Below are 20,198 nucleotides of genomic sequence, written 5' to 3'. Positions count from 1 at the left end.
GGCGATTACTCTCAGGGCCCATTTATCCTACCGGAGACGCATCATGGCTCCTGTCCTGATCAACCTCATCATTTTCGCCCTGCTGCTTATCGGGCTGGCCCGGCTGCAAGGCGGCAACCTGTCCCTGTCGGCGCGGGTCTTCATCGGCCTGATTCTCGGCACGCTGTTCGGCATCGGGCTGCAGCTGACCCAAGGCACCGACAGCCCGGCGCTGCAGACCTCGATCAGCTGGATCAACATCGTCGGCAACGGCTATGTGCAGCTTTTGCAGATGATCGTCATGCCGCTGGTCTTTGTCGCCATCCTGAATGCGGTGGCAAAGCTGCATGACGCCTCGTCCCTGGGCAAGATTTCGATTCTCGTGCTGGGCACATTGCTGGCCACCACCGCCATCGCGGCGCTGGTCGGCGTGCTCATGTCGCTAAGCTTCCATCTGACTGCCGCAGGTCTGGTGCAGGGCGCGGCCGAAACCGCCCGGCTCAGCGCGCTGGAAACCAGCTATGCGCCCAAGGTCGCCGACCTGACGGTGCCGCAACTGATTCTGTCGTTCATTCCCAAGAACCCCTTTGCCGATCTGACCGGCGCCAATCCGACCTCGATCATCTCGGTGGTGATCTTTGCCGCCTTCCTTGGCGTGGCCGCGATCCGGCTGGTGCGGCGCGATGCCGAAAAGGGCGCGGCGCTGGTGCGCTTCATCGACCTGATGCAGGCATGGGTGGCGCAGCTGGTGCGGCTGATCATGTCGCTGACTCCGTTCGGCGTGATGGCGCTGATGACCAAGATGGCAGCGACCTCGAATGCGGGCGATATCCTGAACCTCGGGAAATTCGTCATCGCATCCTATATCGGGCTCGCCATCATGTTCGGCGTGCATGCGCTGCTGCTGACCCTGACCGGGGTCAATCCGCTGGCCTATTTCCGCAAGGCGCTGCCCGCGCTCAGCTTTGCCTTTTCCAGCCGCTCCAGCGCCGCGACGATCCCGCTGAGCGTCGAGACCCAGACCCGCCGCCTTGGCGTGCCGCAGACGATCGCCAGCTTTGCCGCAAGCTTTGGTGCCACCATCGGCCAGAACGGTTGCGCCGGGCTTTACCCGGCCATGCTGGCGGTGATGGTCGCGCCGACCGTGGGCATCAACCCGCTGGACCCGACCTGGATCGCGACGCTGGTCGCCATCGTCACGCTCAGCTCGGCCGGGGTGGCCGGGGTTGGCGGTGGCGCGACCATGGCTGCGCTGATCGTGCTGCCGGCGATGGGCCTGCCGGTGACGCTGGTGGCGCTGCTGATCTCGGTCGAGCCGCTGATCGACATGGGCCGCACCGCGCTGAACGTGAACGGCGCCATGACCGCCGGCACGCTGACCTCGCAGATCCTTGGCCAGACCGACCGCAGCCGGCTGCACAGCGACGATGACGCCGAACTGCAGGGCGCCTGATTTCTGATCCGATCCGGGCGGGGCACGCGCCCTGCCCGGATTGCGCTTTACCGCCGCGCGGCCCGTCGGCTAGGCAAAGGCATCAGCCCCCTCACGAGGAAGCCAATGCCCCAGGACGACCAGCCGCCCGGCAGCCCGACCATCCGCACCATCGCCATGCCCGCCGACACCAACCCGGCCGGCGACATCTTTGGCGGCTGGCTGATGAGCCAGATGGACCTTGCCGCAGGCTCTGTCGCGGCGCTGACCGCGCGCGGCCGCAGCGCCACCATCGCTGTCGAGGGCATGAAGTTTCACCGCCCGGTCAAGGTCGGCGACGAGGTCTCGCTTTACGCCCGCATCGTGCGCATCGGCCGCAGTTCGATGCAGATCCATGTCGAGGCATGGCGCCGCCAGCGCGAAAGCGACGACAGCCAGCGGGTGACCGAGGCGACATTCACCTTTGTCGCGCTGGACGAATATGGTGCCGCCCGCCCGGTCGAACAGCCCTGAGCCCCGGCCCGGCGGTTGGGGCGGCCCGCGCCGCCCCCGGCTGGCTCAGCCCTGACGCAGCTGCGCCAGCAGATCGGCCGAAGGCTCGCCGGTGACCGGCAGGCCGCGCGATTGCTGATAGGCGCGGATCGCATTGGCGGTATTCGAGCCCATGTTGCCATCCACCCCCTGCGTGTCAAAGCCGCGCCGGGTCAGCAGTTCCTGAATCTGCTTGCGGCTTTCCAGTCGCAGCCCCGGATGGTCCGAGGGCCAGGGGTTGGCCAGCCCCGGATAGCCCTTCAGCCGGTCCGACAGATGCGACACCGCCAGCGCATAGCTGTCGGCATTGTTGTAGCGCAGGATGGCATGGAAGTTGCGGGTGATCAGGAAGGCCGCGCCGGTGCGCCCGCCGGGGGTGATCAGCTCGGTCGTGGTGCCGGCGGGCGGCAGCGGCCGGGCATTGGCCTGACGCACGCCCAGCGACTGCCATTCGGCAACGCTGCGCTTTTTGCCCTTGCCGGCCAGACCCATGTCAAAGCCTGCGGGCAAGGTCACCTCGACCGCCGCCGGCAGCCCGCGCTGCCAGCCCGATTTCGCCAGATAATTCGCCGTCGAAGCCAGCGAGTCGCTGGGGTCGTTCGACCAGATGTCGCGCCGGCCGTCGCCGGTGAAATCGACCGCATAGGCCAGATAGGTCGTCGGGATGAACTGGGTATGGCCCATGGCACCGGCCCAGCTGCCGGTCATATGGCCGGGGTCGATATCGCCCGATTGCAGGATCTTCAGCGCCGCAATCAGCTGGCTGCGGAAGAAGTCACCGCGATAGCCCTCATAGGACAGGGTGGACAGCGCCTCGACCAAGGGCAGGTCGCCGCGCCGCTCGCCATAGGTGGATTCCATGCCCCAGACGGCGGTGACCACCTCTTTGTCGACGCCGTAAGCGGCCTCGACCCGGCTCAGCACGCCGCCATATTGCGCCAGCGCCGCGCGGCCATTGTTCTGGCGTTTTTCCGAAACGGCATTCTCCAGATATTCCCACAGCGATTTCTTGAACTCGGCCTGGTTCTGGCTGCGCTTGACCACCTCGGGGTTATAGACCACGTCGCGGAAGGCCAGATCCATGGTCTGATCGCTGATGCCGGCGGCGCGGCCCTGGCTGCGGAACCCGGCCAGCCAGCTTTGCAACCCGGCGACCTTGGCCGGCGGCGGGTTCTGGTTGCGGCCCCATTTGATCTCTTGGCTGGCCGGCGCGACGCCGCCCGGACGCGGCCCGTAATTGCCTACCCCGCACGAGGCCAGAACCAGCGCCATCGCCGCAAGGCTGACCGATTGCCTGAATGAAATGCCCATCACTGCTTCCTCACGTTTTTGGGAAGCCTAGCGCGAGTGGGCCGTCGCCGGAACCCCTAGAAGTCGAGCCCCAGATCCAGCGTGCGCGAGGAATGCGTCAGCCCGCCGACCGAGATGTAATCCACCCCCGTCGCCGCCACCTCGGCAATGCGCGCCAGCCGCATATTGCCCGAAGCCTCCAGCACCAGCCGCCCGGCGTTCATCGCCACCGCCGCGCGCAGCGTCTCGCTGTCCATATTGTCCAGCAGCACGACATCGGCGCCACCATGGGCCAGCACCTCGGCCAGCTGGTCCAGCCGATCCACCTCGATCTCGACCCGCACCATATGCGAAGCGCGCGCCTTGACCGCCGCCAGCACCGGGGCGATGCCGCCCGCCGCCGCGATATGGTTGTCCTTGATCAGGATGGCGTCCGACAGGCTGAAACGGTGGTTGAAGCCGCCGCCATGCAGCACCGCCTGTTTTTCGACGATGCGCAGGCCGGGGGTGGTCTTGCGGGTGCAGGTGATGCGCGCGCGCGTGCCGCGCGTCTCGGCGACATGGGCGGCGGTCTGGGTGGCGATGCCGCAAAGCCGGCCGGCAAAGTTCAGCGCCACCCGTTCCGCCGTCAGGATCGAGGCCGCCTCGCCCGTGATTTCGGCCAGCACGTCTCCGGACTGGAATGCAGCGCCATCAGGAACTTGCAGGCGAAAGCTCAAATCAGGATCAACAAGCCGAAAGGCGATGCGCGCCAGTTGCATCCCCGAGGCGACGCCCGCCTCGCGCGCGACGATGCGGGCGGCGTAATGCGTGCCCGCAGGGATCACGGTGCGGGTGGTCAGATCGCCATAGGTGCCCAGATCCTCGACCAGTGCCGCGCGCACCAGAGGTTCAAGGATCAGATCGGGAAAGGGCGGCTGCGCCGTCATTGCAGCGGTCGTCGGGGCGTTCATCAGCGGGTTTCCTCAAGGCTGGGCCGCAGCGCAAGCGCCTGGGCCAGGGTCAGGTGCGAGCGGCGCGGCGCCTCGGTCTGCGGGTAATCGCTGCGGCAATGCGCCCCCCGGCTTTCGCGCCGGTCCAACGCCGCCGCCGCGATCAGCGTCGCGGTCGCGGTCATGTTGCGCAGCACCGGATGGCCGGGCGCGGCGGCCTCGATGGCGGCGATCTCGCGCAGGCAGGCGGTCAGGCCGGCGGCATCGCGGACCACACCCGCCCCCGCCGTCATCGCCTGGCGCAGCCGCAGCACCAGCGCCGGATCGGGCAGCGGTGCCGGCGGCAGTTCGGGCAGCACGACCGGCGCGGCATCGCCCGCAGGCGTCTCGGCCGTGATCGAGGCGGCGCAGCGCCCGGCAAAGGCCAGCGCCTCCAAGAGCCCGTTCGAGGCCAGCCGGTTCGCGCCATGCAGGCCCGTCGAGGCCGCCTCGCCACAGGCCCACAGCCCCGGCAGGCTGCTGTGGCCGTCGCGGTCGGTCTCGACCCCGCCCATGTGGTAATGCGCGGCGGCGGCCACCGGGATCTGCGACCGGGTGGGGTCGATCCCCGCCCGGGCGCATGCCCCCGCCACCGCCGGAAATTCGTCAAGGATGCGCGCGCCCAGACAGGCCCGCGTGTCCAGCATCGGCCGCAGCCCGGCCTGCGATTGCAGATAGACCGCCCGCGCCACCACGTCGCGCGGCGCCAGCTCGGCCTCGGGGTGCAGCGGCAGCATGAAACGCTCGCCCAGCCGGTTCAGCAGATGCGCGCCCTCGCCGCGCAGGGCCTCGGTCGCCAGTGGTGCGGGATCCTCGCCCACATCCATGGCGGTCGGGTGGAACTGCACGAATTCGGCATCCGCGATCACCGCGCCCGCCCGCGCCGCCAGCCCGATGGCCTGCCCCGAGATGCGCGGCGGATTGGTCGTCACCGCATAAAGCCCGCCCGAACCGCCCGCCGCCAGCAGCACCGCCGGCGCGCGCAGCAACAGCTCTTGCGACCCCGAAGAGCGCATCAGGCCAAGCCCGCAGACCCGCCCGTCCTCGACCAGCAGCGCGCTGGCCAGCCAGCCCTCGACCACCTGCGCCGAGGGCGTGGCCCGCACCGCCGCGACCAGCGCGCGGGTGATCTCGGCCCCGGCCTGATCGCCCTTGACCCGCACCACCCGCGCCGCGCCATGCGCCGCCTCGCGCGACAGCACATAGCCGCCATCCGGCCGGCGGTCGAAAGGCGCGCCGATTTCGGTCAGCGCCAGAATCTGGGCGGGCGCCGCCCCGGTCACCAACCGCGCCACCTCGGGCTCGACCAGACCGGCGCCGGCGCGCAGCGTATCGGCAGCATGGGCCTCGGGGCTGTCGGAAGGGTCCATGGCCGCCGCCACCCCGCCCTGCGCCCAGGCCGAGCTTGCCCCCTGACCCAAGGGCTCGGGCGAGATCAGCAGCACCGGGCGCGGCGCCAGCAGCCGCGCCGCCGTCAGCGCCGCCAGTCCAGCGCCGATGATGACCACGCGTTCGGTGGTCAGGGTGGTGGCAACCGGCCTCATCCCGCCAGACGCCGCGACAGGTCGATCATGCGCTGCACCGCGCGGCGGGCGGGTTCGGCCACGGCCGGGTCCACCTCGACCACGCCACTCATCGAATGCAGCGACCACAGCACCTTTTCCAGCGTGATCTTTTGCATATAGGGGCACATGTTGCAGGGGCCCAGAAACTCGACATCCGGGTTGGCGTCCGAGATATTCGAGGCCATCGAGCATTCGGTGACCAGCATCACCTGCCTGGGCTGTTGGGCCGTCACCCAATCCTGAATATTCGCGGTCGAGCCGGCATAATCGGCCTCGGCCACGACATCGGGCGGACATTCGGGATGGGCGATGATCTTCAGCCCCGGGTTCCAGTCGCGGAAATCGCGCAAGTCCTGTGCGGTGAACTGTTCATGCACGATACAGGCGCCGTCCCACCAGACCACGCGTTTGTGCGGGACCTGTTTCGCGACGTTCTGCGCCAGCCATTTGTCCGGCGTCATGATGACCGTGTCGCCGTCCATCGCAGCAACGATCTGCGCGGCATTGGCGCTGGTGCAGCAGATGTCCGAGGCGGCCTTCACCTCGGCGGTGGTGTTGACATAGCTGACCACCGGCGCGCCCGGATAGCGCGCGCGCATTTCGGCGATGCCTTCGGCGGTGATGCTTTCAGCCAGCGAGCAGCCGGCCTCCATATCCGGCATCAGCACGGTCTTGGCCGGATTGAGGATCTTCGAGGTCTCGGCCATGAAATGCACGCCGCATTGCACGATCACCTCGGCCTCGACCTCGGTGGCCTTGATCGCCAGATGCAGGCTGTCGCCCACCACGTCGGAAATGCCGTGATAGATCTGCGGCGTCATGTAGTTATGCGCCAGGATGACGGCATTGCGCTGTTTCTTCAACTCGTTGATCGCGCGGACATAGGGGGCGTGGATGGCCCAGTCGATCATCGGCATCACCCGGCCCATGCGGGCGTGGATGTCCGACATCGCCTCGGCCAGCTCCATCGACGGCGCAAGGTCGTAATGCGTGCGCAACTCGGCGCGAATATCGGTCAGATCCAGCATGGTTCCCCCCTCCGGTCCCGGGTCGGGCGCCAGCGGCGCCCTGCCTGACCCGCGCTCTTATCGGTGACGTAACGTCAGAGCAACAGCTTTGGCGCCATTGCCGCAATTTGCCGCAAATGCAGGGAATTGGTATGGCAGTCAGCCACGCCGGGCCGCCCGTCGCGACAGCAGCGCCGCGGCGATCTGCGCCGGATCGACCGGCGGCGCATCGGCGGCAAACAGCGCCCGGTCAAGGCGGGCCAGCGGCGCCGGATCGACGCTGCGGCCCAAGGCCCGCTCATGCCCGGCATAAAGCGCCGCCACCTGCCGCAGCCGCGTCAGATCGCCCGAGGCGGCAGCCATGCGCAGCGCCCGGCGATGCGGGTTCGGCCAAAGCCAGCGCCAGCCCCGCAGCAGCGCGCCCCGCCCGGCCAGCGCCTGCCCCGGCAGCATCAGCCCCAGCCCGGCCAGAAGCCCCAGCGCCAGCCCCCCGACCGCCATCAGCCGCAGCCCCTGCGAAAGCCCCGCGGCGCCTTCGGGGACGCCGCCCACGCGGCCATAGCCAAAGACGATGGGCTGGGTGATGGCGCCACGCAGCTCGCGCTTGGCCAGATCGAACCATGAGACCCGGATCGGCGGCAGCGTGCCCTGTTCGCCGGTGATCGGGCGCAGGCTCCATTGCCATTCGACATAGCCGACCGGGCCATTGGCGGTCAGCCGGGTTTCGCGCTTTTCGGGGGCGGTAAAGCTGATCAGCCATTTCTCGCGCAGGTCGGGCCGGGGCGGCAGCAGATGGCCCATGGTGCCCTCGGCGGTGATGGTGATGCGGCGCTGGATGGTCTGGTTGTCGCCAATGCGCGAGGGATCGCCCGACAGATCGTCGGTGACCTTCAGATTGCGCGCGGCCAGCGGCCGGCCCGGCGCCGGATAGGGCGCGACGGTGATGGTGGCGGCGGGCGCGGTCACCGGCGCCTCGACCCAGACGCCGCCCTGCGTCTTGGTCAGCCGATGCGTCAGCGGCCCGATGGTCAGGCTGCCCGGACGCAGCGCGAACAGCGCCAGACGGCGCTCGAACACCCGGCGCTGGACGCCGTTCACGCGCTCGTCGCGCCAGCTGTCGGGTTCAAGCTGGATCCAGTCATAGGCGGCGCTGTCGGGAAAGCTGAGCGTCTCGCGGTTGATGACGCCGTCATATTCGCCGCGGATGGTCAGCGCGATCATCTCGCCCACGATCGGGCCGCTGTCGGGCAGGATCAGGCGCAGGCTGTCGGCCCGCACCGGCAGCGCCATCAGCAGGAACAGGACCAGCCAGCGCATCACCATGGCTCGCCCTCGGCCGGGCGGATCAGGCCCAGTCCGGCGCGGCGGTCGTGTTCCGCCTTCAGCCGCAGGCGCAGGAACTCGCCCGGATCATCGGCCAGGGTTTCCAGCCAGGCGTCGCTGGCGGCCAGACCGCGCGCCTCGACATCGCGTTTCCAATGGATCATCAGCTCACCCGAGGTTGTGCTGGCCGTCGCCGCCCCGCCCGGAGGCAGCCCGCCCGCACCGGCGATGCGGCCGGGCACGACGCTGTCGCCGCGCTCGGGCGGGATCATCTGATTGACCAGCTGCCGGTTGTGGCGCGCCTCGGCATCGCTGGGCCGGGCAAACAGCACCGCGTCGAAATAGGCGCTGGACAGCGCATATTGCCCGGTCGCGGCAAGGCTCAGCCCGCGATCATAGGTCTGCCCCCGCCCCGAGGCGGCCAGCGCGGCGTCCGCCTCGGCATAGCGGCCAGCCCGATAGAGCGCGACCCCCCGCTCGGCCGGATCGGGCAGCAGGGGCGCGGCCAGCCCCGGCAGCCCCGCCCACAGCGCCACCCGCCCCAGCGCCTGCGGCCCGGCCAGCAACAGTGCCGCCCCGGCCAGCGCCAGCGCACAGGTCAAACGGGTGCCGGGGCGCATCACGCCTGCCTCCGAAACCGGATCAGCAGTGGCAGCAGCGCCAGCGCCGCGATCCACGGGCCAAGGTCGCGATAGCGCAGCGCCCGCAGCGCCGGATCATCGCCCATCGACGAGCGCCGCAGCGCCGCAGCGACCCGCCCGGCCTCGGCCGCCGGCACCACGCCCTGCGCCGCGATGCGCGCCAGAGCCGCCGCATCGGCCGGCGGATCGCCCGCCACGCTCAGCGCATGGATGCGCACGCCCGCGCGCTCCAGCCGCTGCGCCTCGGCCTCGGCTGCGGCATCGACGCCGCCCCCGTCTGAAACCAGCACCAGATCGGCGCGTTTCAGCCCGGCCAGCAGCTTGCCCGATTGCGCCAGCGCATCGGCGGGACGGCTGGCCTTGTCGGGCATGGTGTCGGCGTCCAGAACCGCGATCAGGCTTTCCAGCACGCGCGGATCGGCGGTGGGGGCGGCGGCGACATAGGCCTCGCCCGCGTAAAGCACCAGCCCGACCGGGCGGCCCGGCAGCGCCGCCATCAGCTGGGCCGCGCCGGCCTTGGCATCTTCCAGCCCCGCGCGCACCACCGAGGCCGACAGGTCCATCGCGATCACCACCGCGTCCTCTTGCGCGAAAACCGGCGCATCGCCGCGCGGCAGCGCCGGCCCCGACAGGCCAAGCGCCAAGGCCCCCGCCCCGGCCCAAGGCAGCAGCCGCTGCCAACGCGGCGCCGGTTGCAGCTGACCCAGCGCGGCCAACCCCGCCAGCATCGCCGGCGACAGCACCGCCTGCCAGCCGCCCGCCTCGGGACCGCGCCGCCAGACCAGAACCGCCAGCCCCACGACCGGCAGCAGCGCCGCCAGCCACCATGGCCGCAACAGGATCATGCGCGCCTCCACCCCAGCCACAGCATCAGCAGCCCCGCCGCCGCCGCGGGCCAGACCCACAGCGATTGCCAGAAGCGCAGCGGCGGACGCTCGGCCGGGCTTGGCTCCAGCCGGTCAAGCGTCGCGGCCATGGCTTCCAGATCGGCCATGCCGCGCACGCGGAAACTGGTCCCGCCCGAGGCCTGCGCCACCGCCCTCAGGGTGGCGGCATCGACCGCGTCGCGCGCCTTGGGCCGGGTTTCCAGATCGTCGGGGCCAAGCGCGATCGTATGCACGCGAATGCCATGTTCCGCCGCCAGCCTTGCGGCATCGGCGGCGCCGACCTTGCCCTTGGTATCGACGCCATCCGACAGCAGCACCACGATCCGCGTCGGCGCATCGCTGCTGGCAAAGCGCCGGATCGCCAGCCCCAAGCCATCCGAAATCGCGGTGGCGCGGCCGGAAATGCCGATCTGCGCCTCGGTGATGGCGCGGGCGACCGCGTCCACGTCAAAGGTCGGCGGCTGCGCGACATAGGCGCGGTCGCCGAACACCACCAGCCCGATGCGATCCCCGCGCCGCGCCGCGACAAAGCGCGAGGCCACGGATTTCACCGCCTCCAGCCGCGAGATCGGCTGCCCGTCCAGACTGAAATCGCGCTTTTCCATGCTGCCCGACAGGTCCAGCGCCAAAAGGATATCGCGCCCCGAGGCCTGCATCAGCCCCGATTGCCGGTCCATCTGCGGCCCGGCCAGCGCCAGCACCAAAAGCCCCCATGCCAGCGTCGCCGGCACCAAGCCGCGCGGCAGGGCGGCACCCTCGACCGCGCCGGCAAAGACCTGCGGCGGCACGCGCAGCCCGCCCCGCGCCGTGCCCGGCGGCAAAAGCCGCATCAGCAGTGGTAGCGGCAGCAGCAGCAGGGCCAGTGGAAAGGCAAGGCTCATGCGGTTTCCCCGATCAGCGCCCGCGCCGGGCGATCCGCTCGATCAGCGGATCCTCGGGCGGCGGGGCGGCGCCATAAGCGGCATCGCGCAGGGCGGGCGGCAGATGGCCCAGAATGCGGGCAATCGACAGCAGCCGTTCCTGCGCCGGCTGGCCACGGGTGGCGCGGATGCGCTGCACCAGCGACACCCGAGGCCGCAGCAAGGGCCGCAGCAGCAGCGCCAGCACCAGCCCCGCCAGCAGGCCCAGACCGAACAGCGCCAGCGCCTCGCGCCAACCGGGATCCAGTGCCGAGGCCGGCAGGCGGCTGGGGGCCAGCGCAGCGATCAGCTCAGCCTGCGTCATCGGGGGCCACCAGTTCGGGATGGGCGCCAAGGCCGCGCAGATGCGCCAGCAGCGGCTGGACCGCGACCGGCGACAGCCGGCCAAAGCGGCTGTGCGTGCCATCGCTGACCGCCAGCGCCACCGGCGCGGGATCGGCCTCGGCCCGGTCCATCAGCAGATGGATCTGCAACCGCCGCCCCTGCGCCAGCCGCGACAGCGCGGCATCGGCGCCGGTCAACGCCTCGATCCCCGTGGCCAGATGCACCCGCGCGCCCATCGGCGCAACCCGCGCGGCGCGCAGCAGCGCCGGGGCCAGATCGGCCGGATGGGCCGCGCCCTGCGCCCGCGCCTGCGCCAAAAGCGCCAGATCATGGCCCCGCGCCAGCGCGGTGCAGACCGAATGCATCTGCCCCGAGCCACCGCCCGGCGCCAGCACCAGCGGCGCCTCGCGCCCCAAAAGCATCAGCCCGACCGAGCCGCCGCGCGCCAGCGCCCGCCAGCCCAGCCGCGCCAGCAACCGCCCCGCCCGAACCGAGCGCAGCGCGCCCTGCGTCCCCCACAGCAGCGGTCCGCGGAAATCGGCGATCAGCAGCGTGCTGTCGTCGCGGTCCTCGTGAAAGCTGCGCACATGCAATTGCCCGGTGCGCGCCGTGGCCGAAGGATCGACGCGGCGCAGGTCGTCGCCTTCGGCAAAGGCGCGGATTTCGCGCAGGTCCATGCCTTGCCCCGCGACACGGGCGGCAATGGCGCCGGGCCGGCGGCTGGCGGGGCGTTGGCGCGGGCTGCGCGGCGGCGGGCGCAGCGCCATCAGCTCGGTCAGGGTCAGGCGCAGGCCGGGCGCGTCCAGCGCCGCCGGCAGGCCGCCCATCCCCGCACTTGCCGCTACCACGGCCGCACCTGCCGCAGCACCTCGGCGATCAGGGCGCGGCCATCGCGCCCCTCGCCCATGGCCTGCCAGTTCGGGATCAGGCGGTGGGCCAGCGCATCCTCGGCCAGTTCCTCGACATCTTCGGGCAGGCCGTGATCGCGCCCGGCCAGCCATGCCCGCGCCCGCACCGCCGCCGCCAGCGCCAGCGTGCCGCGCGGCGACACCGCATGTTCGACATCGCCCGCGACCACGCCGCCGCTGCGCGTGGCCATGACCAGCCGCACGATGAAATCCTTGAGCGCCGGGGCCAGATGCACCCGTGCCACCGCCTGACGCGCGGCGCGGATCTGCGCCTCGCCCACGGCGGGCGCCGCCCCGGCGGCCTGCGGGGTGGCTGCGGCCAGCGCCTCGGCCTCGACCAGATCCAGAATGCCACGCTCGGTCTCGGCATCGGGCAGGTCAAGGCTGAGATGCAGCATGAAGCGGTCCATCTGCGCCTCGGGCAGCGGGAAGGTGCCCTCGTGCTCGATCGGGTTCTGGGTGGCGACGACCATGAAAGGATCGGAAAGCGCGCGGCTGGTGCCGGCGGTGGTCACCTGCGCCTCGGCCATGGCCTCAAGCAGCGCCGATTGCACCTTGGGCGGCGCGCGGTTGATCTCATCGACCAGCACCAGCGCGTGAAAGATCGGGCCGGGCAGGAAATCAAAGCCGCCGGTTTCGGGCCGGAACACCTGCGTGCCGGTCAGATCCGACGGCAGCAGGTCCGGGGTGCACTGGATGCGCGCATGGCTGCATTCCAGCGCCTGCGCCAGCCGCTTGACCGCGCGGGTCTTGGCGATGCCCGGCGGACCTTCCAGCAGGACGTGGCCGCCCGCCAACAGCGCGATGACCAGCCGCTCGGCCAGCCGCTGATGCCCGACCAGCCCCGCCGCCACGGTGCTGACAAGCTCGGCCACCGCAGCGGCCTGCGCCGCGTCGCCCTTTTCAAGATGTGACATTTTCCTTCTCCCTGACCGGGAGATTTGCCCGAAGCCGGGCATCCGCCAAGTGCTATGACCGCTTTTGCGACCAAGGTTGCATGGCCCTAGCCGCCCAGCCCTGGCAGCGCCCCGGGCGCACTGGTGGTCGCGGCAAGAAAGCGGCGGCGCAGCGCGCCCGCGTCAAGCCCGGTGCCGATGACCACCAGCCGGGTTTCGGGTAGCACCCCCGCGGGCCAGTCCGCCAGCGCCTGCAGCGGATAGGCGCGATGGCCGACCACATGCGCCAGCAGCGGCCCCGGCGCGCCCGGCACGGCCAAAAACCCCTTGGCCCGCAGCATCCCCGGCAGAGCCGCCAGCCCTTGCAGCCAGCCCTGCCAGCCGCTGGCATCGCGCGCCGGCCCGCCGGTCAGCACCAGCGAGCCCAACCCGCCATGCCGTTCGGCCCCCGCCTCGGGCGCCATGGCCTCGGCCAGCCAGCCGGCCATGGCCTCGGGGCGGCCAAGACCAGAATAGCTGCCCGGCGCCAGCAGCGCCTGCGGATCAAAGCCCGGGTCCCCCGCATCATGCAACCGCGCCGCCGGGTTGATCCCGCGCAGCCGCGCCGGCCAGTCCGCTGCGGCATCCGGCCCGGCATGGGTCAGCACGATGTCATCGGCAAAGGCCAGCTGGCGCAGCATCTCGGGATGCGCGGCCAGCAGGTCGGGCGACATGGTCACGTCCAGCACGGTGATGACGCGGGCCAGCTGAAAGGCGCGCGCCACCGCATGGTCGCGCAGCGCCATGGCCGGCAGGCCACCGGGGATCAGGCTGTTGATGATCGGGGCGGGATCGGCCAGCCCCGTCGTCTCGACGATGACGCGCGAAAATTCGGGCAAGGCGCCCTGCTGGCGGCCGTGCAACAGCTCGCCCAGCGAAGCGCGCAGATCGCTGCCACGCGTGCAGCAGATGCAGCCGGTCGAGGTCACCACCGGCATCTCGCGCCCGCGCAGGACAAGGTGGTGATCGACGGCGACCGCGCCGAATTCGTTCACCACCAGCGCGGTGTCGCGCCGCCCGGCGACCATGCGGTTGACCAGGGTCGTCTTGCCCGCGCCCAGAAATCCGGTCAGCAGATAGACCGGGATCATGGCACCGGATCCGGCAGCAGGCGCAGATCGGCGTCAAGCGCGATCAGATCGGCCACGGCCATGCCACGTGCAATCCGCAGGGGTGGCAGGCGCATGGCCCGGCGCGGCAGATCGCCCGCCATGGCGATGGCGCGGCCCGGCGCGGTGCCGGTCAGCGCCACCAGCCGCTGCACGCAATCAAGCAGGCTGACATGCGCGCCCGCCAGTGCGCCCTCGGGGTTGACGAGCGCGCCGTCACGCACCGCGATATCCATGCCATAAAGCCGGAACCGATCCGGCCCGCCCACCGTCGGCATGGCATCCGAGACGAGGAAGCAGCGGTCGCGGCGCGGCCGGGCGGCCATGGCCAAAGCCAGCATCTCGGGCGCGACATGGATGCCGTCGGCGATCAGCCCGCACCACGCATCCGACAGCAGCGCCGCCGCGATGATGCCGGGATCGCGCGACTGCATCTGCGGCATGGCATTGTAAAGATGGGTGAACATGCCCACACCCGCAGCAAGCGCCGCGCGGGTCTGGCCGGCATCGGCGCGGCTGTGCCCGGCCGAGACCACGACGCCCAGACCCACCGCCTGCGCCAGCAGCGCCGGGTCGCAGCATTCCGGCGCCAGCGTCAGTAGCACCGGCACATCGGCGGCGCGCAGCCGCGCCAGCACCGCCAGCGTGCGGGTGTCCAGCGGCCGGATGAAACGCGCATCATGCGTGCCGCGCCGCTCGGGCGCGATATGCGGCCCCTCGATATGGATGCCGTCGATCTGGGCCAGCCCCTCGGCGCGGGCGGCGATCACGGCCGCGGCGGCGGCCTCGATCACCTCGGGGGTGTCGGTGATGACCGTGGGCAGGATCCGCGCCGTGCCAAGCCTGCGATGCGCGGCAGCGATGGCTGTGATGCCCGCGACCGAGGGCTCGGCGTTGAACAGCACCCCGCCGCCGCCATTCACCTGCAGATCGGTCAGCCCCGGCATCAGCAGCGGCAGGTGCAGGTCGGGCGTATCCGCGCCCAGCGGTCGTAGCGCCGCCACCCGCCCGGCGCGGGTTTCGACGGCCAGCCCCGGCCGCAACGCGCCGCGGCTCCAGACAAGATCGGCAGAGATCAGCATATTTCCTCGGGATAGCAGGGGGCGAGCGCCTGTTCGACCTGCGCCTGCAGGATGGCCTGCGCCGGCGGCAGGTCCAGCCGGGCGGCCCGGCCCAGCGTCTCGGGCGGCAGGTATTGCAGCAGCAGCGGATAGGGCATGCCGCTGGCCTGCAGGTCATCGGCCATCGCCTCCAGTTCGGGGCGCGCCCTGGGCCAGTAATGCCGGATGCGGTCGAGAAAGCCGAAATGGCGCAACATGCGCTGTTGCGCATCGGTCGCCAGATGCGCGGTGGCCGGATCATCGGCCCCCCATGCGGCGGGATCGGCCAGCATCAGCGCCTCCATCCGCTCCGAGACATGCGCGCTGCCGCTGGTCCAGCCATGCACATGCGACAGCGCATAAAGCGCCTCGCGCCAGGCAAAGCTCAGCGCCGGGCCCAGGCCCAGCACCGCCACATTGCGCCGCGTCAGGTCGGCACAGGCGCTGGCCGTCTGGTAATCCGCGCCGCGCACCTCCAGTGCGATGCGGTCGCGGTCCTGCAAGACCGCGCTCAGCAGGTCGGGCTGTTCCATGTCGAAACGCTCGACATAGGTCGGGCCATAGCCAAGGCCCAGCCGCACCACGACCGTGCGCACGCGCCGCCAGACCGCCGGCCCCAGGCCGGCGCCGGCAAAGGCCGCCTCGTGCAGATCCAGCGCGCGGGCCAGCGTCTCGGGCGTGGTCACGTCGCCATCGGGCACGAAATCGGCCGGCAGGGCATGGCACAGCGCGGCGGGCGCGGGGGCGCTGGCCTCGGCCGCGGCAACCAGCCGCGCCACGCTTTCGGCGTCGGGGCCGTGGAATTGCAGGCGGGTAAAGCCCGCCGCCGCGAAATCCATCACCTCGCGTTCGGCGCGCAGCAGGGCGGCCTCGCGCCCCAGCCCCGCCGTGGGCAGGGGGCCAAGACCCGCCGCCCCAAGGATCAGCGGCACCCGGTCAAGGTTCTGGCTCGCCGCGATGCCGCGCACCAGCGCCGCGAACCCGTCCGGCGTCAGGCCCGAGCTGCCGCCAAATCGGTTGACCTCATCGGCGGGCGCCTCGATCAGCGCCGGCATGTCATGGTCACGCGCCTGCCGCAGCGCGGCGGCGATCACATCGGGCAGCACCGAGGCCACCGCCGGGATCGCCTGTCCGATCTGCTGGCGCACGGCGCGCACGATCGGGGTCAGCAGATCGGTCATCGTGCCGCCCGCAGGCCGGAATCCGCCAGCCCCGCGCGCGCCATCAGCGCCGCGCCGCGCGCGCCGGAACTGTCGCCATGGCGCGCCACCCGGATCAGCGGCGCCCGCGCCTGCCCCAGCCGCAAGGCCGCAAGCGCCCCCTGCAGCCGCGCCGGCAGGTCGGGCAGGTTCGACAGCCCGCCGCCCAGCACGATCACCTGCGGGTCCAGAAGCAGTTGCAGCGTATCCAGCATCTCGCCGGCAAGGTCGGTCCAGATCGCCATGACCCGCGCCGCAAGCGGATCGCGCGGGATGCGCGCGGCAAGCCGGGCGGGGTCGGCATCCTCGATGCCCGCCCAGGCGGCGATGCGGCGCAGGCCGGTGCCCGAGACGTAATTTTCAAAACAGCCCTCGCGCCCGCAGCCGCAGCGCCAGAGCGGCAGCCCATGGCGTGCCAGCGCCCGCGCGGGGATGCCGACATGGCCGATCTCGACCGCAAGCCCGGCGTGGCGCGGCGGGATGCGGCCGCCGATGACCAGCCCGGCGCCGACCCCGGTGCCCAGGACCAGCCCCAGCACCGCGCCCTCGCCCGCGCCCTCGCCCGCGTCATCGCCCGCGTCATCGCCCGCGCCGCCATGCGCCTCGGAATAGGCAAAGGCCATGCAATCGTTGATCAGCGGCAGCGCCCGCCCCAGCGCCGCCTGCAGCGCCTGGCCCAGCGGCCGGCCGGTGATCGGGATATTGGCCGCTGTGCACAGGCCGGTGTCCGGCGCGACCACGCCCGCGACCGACAGCGCCACCGGCAGGGCGGGATCGCCGGCCCGCCCTTCCAGCCAGCGGATCTGGCCAACCAGCGCCGCCAGAAAGCTGTCGAAATCCCCGGTCGGCGTCGGCACCCGGCGCAGCTCCAGCGTCTGCATCGCCGCATCGAAAAGCCGGGCTTCGATCTTGGTTCCGCCCAGGTCGATGGCGCCGCTTGGCGTGGCTGGCATAAGGAAAGCCCCTGATCCTGATCGCTTTGCCATGGCTTATCGCATGGGCGCGGCCCCGGCGCGAGTGTCAGATTGCGTCCTTCGGCGCGAGAGAGCGGGCCAGATTGCGCCCGCCCGCCGCCACCGCTAGCCTGCGCCGAAAACCGCAAGGACCGCCCGCGATGAAGCTGCTGATCGACACCGACCCCGGCATTGACGATGCCATGGCCATCCTGTTCGCCGCCCGCCACCCCGGGATCGAGCTGATCGGCCTGACCACCGTCTTTGGCAATGTCTCTGTCGAGACCGCCACCCGCAACGCGCTGGCGCTGGTCGAGCATTGCGGGCTGCAGATCCCGGTGGCGCAAGGCGCGGGCCGGCCGCTGGTCCTGCCGCCGTTTGTGCCGCCAGCACATATCCATGGCGCCGAGGGCTTTGGCCACCGCCCTGCCCCCGCGCCGCAGGGCCGCGCCATCACCGAGGATGCGGCGCGCTTCATGACCCGGCTGGCGCGCGAGATGCCGGGCGAGATCACGCTATGCCCGGTCGGGCCGATCACCAATGTCGCGCAGGCGATCCGGCTGGACCCGGAATTCGCCGGCAATATCCGCCGGATCGTGCTGATGGGCGGGGCTTTGGACGCGCCGGGCAATATCTCGGCCCATGCCGAGGCCAATGCCTATCACGACCCCGATGCCATGGACATCGTGCTGCGCTCGGGTGCGGATGTGACGATGATCGGGCTGGATGTGACCATGCGCGCCCAGATGGTCGCAGGCGATTTCGAGGCGCTGGCCGGCGCCGCGCCACAGGACGGCGGGCTGTTGCGCGACATGGCCGGGCTTTATCTGGATTTTTATGCCTCGCTGGGCCAGCCGGGCTGCGCGCTGCATGACCCGATGGCGGTGATCGCCTGCATCAGGCCCGATCTGTTCACCTGCGAAGAGACCGGGCTGGCCGCCATCACCTCGGCGGCGCAATCGGGCCGCACCGTGCGCCGGGCGGGCGCGGCACAGAGCCGGGCGGCGCTGGATTGCGATGCGGCGGCGATCAAGGGCCTGTTCATGGACACGCTGGCCCGGCACGGCGCCTGAGGCAATGGCCGCGCGCCGGTGGCAGGCGGCAGTGCGATTGGCGCGGCCGGGGCCTCCGGCGGGGATATTTGGGCACGAAAGAAGCCGGGCGCTGGGTCCTCAGGCGGCGGGGATTGGTTGCCGCCTAGGTTGGGGCAGCGGGAAGATCCGGTCATAGGCCAGATTGAAGAAGAAGGTATAGACGAGGTAAAAGACCACGATCGCCAGATCCATCGCCAGTGCCTGCCAGAGCCCGATGCCCAGATACCATGCCAGCATCGGCACCAGAGCCAGCACCAGACCGGCCTCGAACAGCAGCGTGTGCAGGATCCGCACCCGGATCGACTTGACCGCACTGCCGGTCAGCGCAACCATGGCCCGGTCGAAGCCCATGTTGAACACCAGATTCCACAGCGTCGCCACGGTCGCGGCGACCAGCCCCACCACACCCATGTGCTGGGCCGGCTGGTCAAAGACCAGTGCAGCAAGCGGGGTGAAAATCGCAAGCCCAATCAACTCGAAGCTGAGGGCGTGGCGAAGGCGGTCGGGCAGGCTGCGGGTGGTCATATCAGGCTCGTCATCGGTTCATGTGGTTGTGCGAGGGGGGTTCTATCTGGCATCCTGCGAAAGGAAAGTTGGCTGCCATCTGGAAATGAGATAGGTGAGTGTTTCGATCGAACAGCTGGCGGCCTTTGCTGCGGCGGCCGAGCATGGCTCGTTTTCTGCGGCGGGGCGGGCGCTTGGCAAGGCGCAGTCGGCGATCAGCACCCAGATCGCCAATCTGGAGATCGATCTGGGGTTGGAGCTCTTCGACCGCTCGGGGCGCAACCCGGTGTTGACGGTGGCGGGGGTGCGGCTCTTGCCCGAGGCGCGGCTGATCCTTGACCGGCGCCAGCATCTGATCGGGGTCGCGGCGGGGCTGGAAAGCCATGTCGAGCACCGGCTGGCCGTGGCCTTTGACGAGCTTTACCCCGAGCCGGCGGTGGGCGAGCTGTTCGCCGATTTCGCCCGCGATTTCCCGCATGTCGAGCTGGAATTGCTGTTTCCCACCATGGAGGACACCAGCCGCTTGGTGCTGGATGGCAAGGCCGATCTAGGCGTGATGTGGCGGCAGGAACAGCTGCCGCCCGAACTGGGCTTTCTGACGCTGGGCTGGGTGCCGTTGCGGCTGGTCTGCGGCCGCGATCATCCGCTGGCCGAAGGTCCGGTCGGCTGGGAGGATCTGAAGCGCTTTCGCCAGATCATGGTCTCGGGTCGCACCGAGGGGCCGGAAAAGCAGCGGCTGCGCGTGGCCGCCGAGGTCTGGTGGGTCGAAAGCCATTGGGTGATCCTGCAGATGCTGCGGCAGGGTCTGGGCTGGGCGCTGATCCCCAATCACATCATGCGCGAATCGCCGGTGGCGCCTGAACTGGCGATGCCGAAGCTGAGCTTTGATCGCGGCAATCACCCCGTCGCGCTGGAGATGGTCTGGCACAAGCAGCGCCCCTGCGGCCCCGCCGCGCGCTGGCTGCGCGAAAGGCTGGCGGCCCAGAAGATCGACTAGGCCGGCAGCGGCCGATCCGCCAGAATATCGCGCAGGGCGATGCGGCTGGACAGGTGCTGCACGCCCGGCAGTGGCAGCAGCCGGTCCTTGAGCAGCGCCTCGAAGCTGCGCAGGTCGACGGTGACGATTTCCAGCATGTAATCCTCTTGCCCGGTCAGCAGGGCGCAGCCGATCACCTCGGGGATGCGGGCCACGGCGCGTTCGAAATCGGGCAGCGTGGCGCTGTCGTGAATCTTCAGCGTGACCATGCACCATGCCCGCACCTGCAACCCCATCGCCTGCCGGTCCAGACGGTGGCGGCGGCCCGCGATCACCCCTGCCGCCTCCATCGCCTGCATCCGCCGCCAGCAAGGCGTATGGCTGATGCCGGCGCGGTCGGCGATCTCGCGGATGGAAAGGTCGTCGGCGGATTGGATCACCCGCAAGATGCGGCGGTCCGTTTCGTCGAGTACGGGAATTTCGTGACGCTTGTCTGCCATTGGGTCAGTATGGCGGACAAGCGTTTTGCTTTCCAGCCCCCGAACCGCCC

21 protein-coding genes are annotated in these 20,198 nt (G+C 70.5%); 4 read left to right on the top strand and 17 right to left on the bottom strand.

Annotation, left to right across the window (positions count from 1 at the left end; all coding sequences use genetic code 11):
• The first annotated feature begins 43 nt into the window (after nucleotides 1–43).
• Nucleotides 44–1,432, top strand: a complete 1,389-nt coding sequence (locus GL279_RS11865) for an L-cystine transporter (protein ID WP_155064853.1) — start codon at nucleotides 44–46, stop codon at nucleotides 1,430–1,432.
• Nucleotides 1,433–1,537: 105 nt separating this feature from the next.
• Nucleotides 1,538–1,924: an acyl-CoA thioesterase gene (locus tag GL279_RS11860; RefSeq protein WP_155064852.1), complete on the top strand. Its 387-nt coding sequence runs from the start codon at nucleotides 1,538–1,540 to the stop codon at nucleotides 1,922–1,924.
• A gap of 45 nt (nucleotides 1,925–1,969) precedes the next feature.
• Here the strand turns inward: GL279_RS11860 and GL279_RS11855 are convergent, their stop codons facing one another.
• The 15 genes from GL279_RS11855 to GL279_RS11785 all read right to left on the bottom strand — a co-directional run bounded on the left by GL279_RS11855 (nucleotide 1,970) and on the right by GL279_RS11785 (nucleotide 17,074).
• Nucleotides 1,970–3,253, bottom strand: coding sequence for a lytic murein transglycosylase (locus GL279_RS11855; protein ID WP_155064851.1), 1,284 nt, complete (start codon nucleotides 3,251–3,253; stop codon nucleotides 1,970–1,972).
• Nucleotides 3,254–3,309: 56 nt separating this feature from the next.
• A complete protein-coding gene (gene nadC, locus GL279_RS11850) occupies nucleotides 3,310–4,161 on the bottom strand; it encodes a carboxylating nicotinate-nucleotide diphosphorylase (protein ID WP_155064870.1) in 852 nt (283 codons plus the stop codon).
• 23 nt (nucleotides 4,162–4,184) lie between these two features.
• The gene (locus GL279_RS11845; RefSeq protein WP_155064850.1) at nucleotides 4,185–5,747 is read right to left on the bottom strand and encodes an L-aspartate oxidase; all 1,563 of its coding nucleotides are present in this window, start codon (nucleotides 5,745–5,747) and stop codon (nucleotides 4,185–4,187) included.
• Nucleotides 5,744–6,796, bottom strand: a complete 1,053-nt coding sequence (gene nadA / locus GL279_RS11840; protein WP_155064849.1) for a quinolinate synthase NadA — start codon at nucleotides 6,794–6,796, stop codon at nucleotides 5,744–5,746. The genes GL279_RS11845 and nadA overlap by 4 nt, the downstream gene beginning before the upstream one ends.
• Nucleotides 6,797–6,934: 138 nt before the next feature.
• Nucleotides 6,935–8,098, bottom strand: coding sequence for a BatD family protein (locus GL279_RS11835; protein WP_155064848.1), 1,164 nt, complete (start codon nucleotides 8,096–8,098; stop codon nucleotides 6,935–6,937).
• Entirely contained in the window at nucleotides 8,092–8,718 is a 627-nt protein-coding gene (locus tag GL279_RS11830) for a hypothetical protein (RefSeq protein ID WP_155064847.1), read from the bottom strand. The genes GL279_RS11835 and GL279_RS11830 overlap by 7 nt, the downstream gene beginning before the upstream one ends.
• On the bottom strand, nucleotides 8,718–9,584 hold the full coding sequence (locus GL279_RS11825) for a vWA domain-containing protein (protein WP_155064846.1): 867 nt from the start codon (nucleotides 9,582–9,584) through the stop codon (nucleotides 8,718–8,720). The genes GL279_RS11830 and GL279_RS11825 overlap by 1 nt, the downstream gene beginning before the upstream one ends.
• The gene (locus GL279_RS11820) at nucleotides 9,581–10,507 is read right to left on the bottom strand and encodes a VWA domain-containing protein (protein ID WP_155064845.1); all 927 of its coding nucleotides are present in this window, start codon (nucleotides 10,505–10,507) and stop codon (nucleotides 9,581–9,583) included. Before GL279_RS11820 ends, GL279_RS11825 begins: the two co-directional genes overlap by 4 nt.
• Before the next feature lie 13 nt (nucleotides 10,508–10,520).
• Complete coding sequence (locus GL279_RS11815; RefSeq protein WP_155064844.1) at nucleotides 10,521–10,850, bottom strand: hypothetical protein; 330 nt, start codon at nucleotides 10,848–10,850, stop codon at nucleotides 10,521–10,523.
• Nucleotides 10,837–11,718: a DUF58 domain-containing protein gene (locus tag GL279_RS11810; RefSeq protein WP_343039792.1), complete on the bottom strand. Its 882-nt coding sequence runs from the start codon at nucleotides 11,716–11,718 to the stop codon at nucleotides 10,837–10,839. Before GL279_RS11810 ends, GL279_RS11815 begins: the two co-directional genes overlap by 14 nt.
• Complete coding sequence (locus GL279_RS11805; protein ID WP_155064843.1) at nucleotides 11,712–12,695, bottom strand: AAA family ATPase; 984 nt, start codon at nucleotides 12,693–12,695, stop codon at nucleotides 11,712–11,714. The genes GL279_RS11810 and GL279_RS11805 overlap by 7 nt, the downstream gene beginning before the upstream one ends.
• Before the next feature lie 86 nt (nucleotides 12,696–12,781).
• Nucleotides 12,782–13,804, bottom strand: a complete 1,023-nt coding sequence (locus GL279_RS11800) for a CobW family GTP-binding protein (RefSeq protein ID WP_155064842.1) — start codon at nucleotides 13,802–13,804, stop codon at nucleotides 12,782–12,784.
• The gene (locus GL279_RS11795; RefSeq protein ID WP_155064841.1) at nucleotides 13,801–14,904 is read right to left on the bottom strand and encodes an N-acetylglucosamine-6-phosphate deacetylase; all 1,104 of its coding nucleotides are present in this window, start codon (nucleotides 14,902–14,904) and stop codon (nucleotides 13,801–13,803) included. Before GL279_RS11795 ends, GL279_RS11800 begins: the two co-directional genes overlap by 4 nt.
• On the bottom strand, nucleotides 14,898–16,103 hold the full coding sequence (locus GL279_RS11790; RefSeq protein ID WP_155064840.1) for a class II D-tagatose-bisphosphate aldolase non-catalytic subunit: 1,206 nt from the start codon (nucleotides 16,101–16,103) through the stop codon (nucleotides 14,898–14,900). The genes GL279_RS11795 and GL279_RS11790 overlap by 7 nt, the downstream gene beginning before the upstream one ends.
• Nucleotides 16,100–17,074, bottom strand: coding sequence for an ROK family protein (locus GL279_RS11785; RefSeq protein ID WP_155064839.1), 975 nt, complete (start codon nucleotides 17,072–17,074; stop codon nucleotides 16,100–16,102). The genes GL279_RS11790 and GL279_RS11785 overlap by 4 nt, the downstream gene beginning before the upstream one ends.
• A gap of 161 nt (nucleotides 17,075–17,235) precedes the next feature.
• On the opposite strand from GL279_RS11785, the gene GL279_RS11780 reads away from it, so the two are divergent.
• Nucleotides 17,236–18,147, top strand: coding sequence for a nucleoside hydrolase (locus GL279_RS11780; RefSeq protein ID WP_155064838.1), 912 nt, complete (start codon nucleotides 17,236–17,238; stop codon nucleotides 18,145–18,147).
• Between the two features lie 99 nt (nucleotides 18,148–18,246).
• Here GL279_RS11780 and GL279_RS11775 read toward each other — a convergent pair whose 3' ends face one another.
• Nucleotides 18,247–18,693: a PACE efflux transporter gene (locus GL279_RS11775; protein ID WP_155064837.1), complete on the bottom strand. Its 447-nt coding sequence runs from the start codon at nucleotides 18,691–18,693 to the stop codon at nucleotides 18,247–18,249.
• 94 nt (nucleotides 18,694–18,787) lie between these two features.
• On the opposite strand from GL279_RS11775, the gene GL279_RS11770 reads away from it, so the two are divergent.
• Entirely contained in the window at nucleotides 18,788–19,669 is an 882-nt protein-coding gene (locus tag GL279_RS11770; protein WP_343039791.1) for a LysR family transcriptional regulator, read from the top strand.
• On the opposite strand, the gene GL279_RS11765 is transcribed toward GL279_RS11770, so the two are convergent.
• A complete protein-coding gene (locus GL279_RS11765) occupies nucleotides 19,666–20,148 on the bottom strand; it encodes an Lrp/AsnC family transcriptional regulator (protein WP_155064836.1) in 483 nt (160 codons plus the stop codon). The genes GL279_RS11770 and GL279_RS11765 overlap by 4 nt on opposite strands.
• Nucleotides 20,149–20,198: the final 50 nt, after the last annotated feature.

The sequence above is a fragment of the Paracoccus limosus genome, from assembly GCF_009711185.1.
In the GTDB taxonomy this organism is placed as follows: Bacteria; Pseudomonadota; Alphaproteobacteria; order Rhodobacterales; family Rhodobacteraceae; genus Paracoccus; species Paracoccus limosus.
Note: the sequence above shows the minus strand (reverse complement) of the source record. Positions and strands in the feature narration are given on the sequence as shown.

Bases quoted from the DNA above. Each gene is read 5' to 3' on its own strand.
- GL279_RS11845 (WP_155064850.1), bottom strand. From the start codon at position 5,747: ATGAGGCCGGTTGCCACCACCCTGACCACCGAACGCGTGGTCATCATC.
- nadA (WP_155064849.1), bottom strand. From the start codon at position 6,796: ATGCTGGATCTGACCGATATTCGCGCCGAGTTGCGCACGCATTACGAC.
- nadC (WP_155064870.1), bottom strand. From the start codon at position 4,161: ATGACGGCGCAGCCGCCCTTTCCCGATCTGATCCTTGAACCTCTGGTG.
- GL279_RS11775 (WP_155064837.1), bottom strand. From the start codon at position 18,693: ATGACCACCCGCAGCCTGCCCGACCGCCTTCGCCACGCCCTCAGCTTC.
- GL279_RS11785 (WP_155064839.1), bottom strand. From the start codon at position 17,074: ATGCCAGCCACGCCAAGCGGCGCCATCGACCTGGGCGGAACCAAGATC.
- GL279_RS11805 (WP_155064843.1), bottom strand. From the start codon at position 12,695: ATGTCACATCTTGAAAAGGGCGACGCGGCGCAGGCCGCTGCGGTGGCC.
- GL279_RS11860 (WP_155064852.1), top strand. From the start codon at position 1,538: ATGCCCCAGGACGACCAGCCGCCCGGCAGCCCGACCATCCGCACCATC.
- GL279_RS11780 (WP_155064838.1), top strand. From the start codon at position 17,236: ATGAAGCTGCTGATCGACACCGACCCCGGCATTGACGATGCCATGGCC.
- GL279_RS11830 (WP_155064847.1), bottom strand. From the start codon at position 8,718: ATGCGCCCCGGCACCCGTTTGACCTGTGCGCTGGCGCTGGCCGGGGCG.
- GL279_RS11865 (WP_155064853.1), top strand. From the start codon at position 44: ATGGCTCCTGTCCTGATCAACCTCATCATTTTCGCCCTGCTGCTTATC.
- GL279_RS11790 (WP_155064840.1), bottom strand. From the start codon at position 16,103: ATGACCGATCTGCTGACCCCGATCGTGCGCGCCGTGCGCCAGCAGATC.
- GL279_RS11820 (WP_155064845.1), bottom strand. From the start codon at position 10,507: ATGAGCCTTGCCTTTCCACTGGCCCTGCTGCTGCTGCCGCTACCACTG.
- GL279_RS11765 (WP_155064836.1), bottom strand. From the start codon at position 20,148: ATGGCAGACAAGCGTCACGAAATTCCCGTACTCGACGAAACGGACCGC.
- GL279_RS11815 (WP_155064844.1), bottom strand. From the start codon at position 10,850: ATGACGCAGGCTGAGCTGATCGCTGCGCTGGCCCCCAGCCGCCTGCCG.
- GL279_RS11835 (WP_155064848.1), bottom strand. From the start codon at position 8,098: ATGGTGATGCGCTGGCTGGTCCTGTTCCTGCTGATGGCGCTGCCGGTG.
- GL279_RS11800 (WP_155064842.1), bottom strand. From the start codon at position 13,804: ATGATCCCGGTCTATCTGCTGACCGGATTTCTGGGCGCGGGCAAGACG.
- GL279_RS11855 (WP_155064851.1), bottom strand. From the start codon at position 3,253: ATGGGCATTTCATTCAGGCAATCGGTCAGCCTTGCGGCGATGGCGCTG.
- GL279_RS11795 (WP_155064841.1), bottom strand. From the start codon at position 14,904: ATGCTGATCTCTGCCGATCTTGTCTGGAGCCGCGGCGCGTTGCGGCCG.
- GL279_RS11825 (WP_155064846.1), bottom strand. From the start codon at position 9,584: ATGATCCTGTTGCGGCCATGGTGGCTGGCGGCGCTGCTGCCGGTCGTG.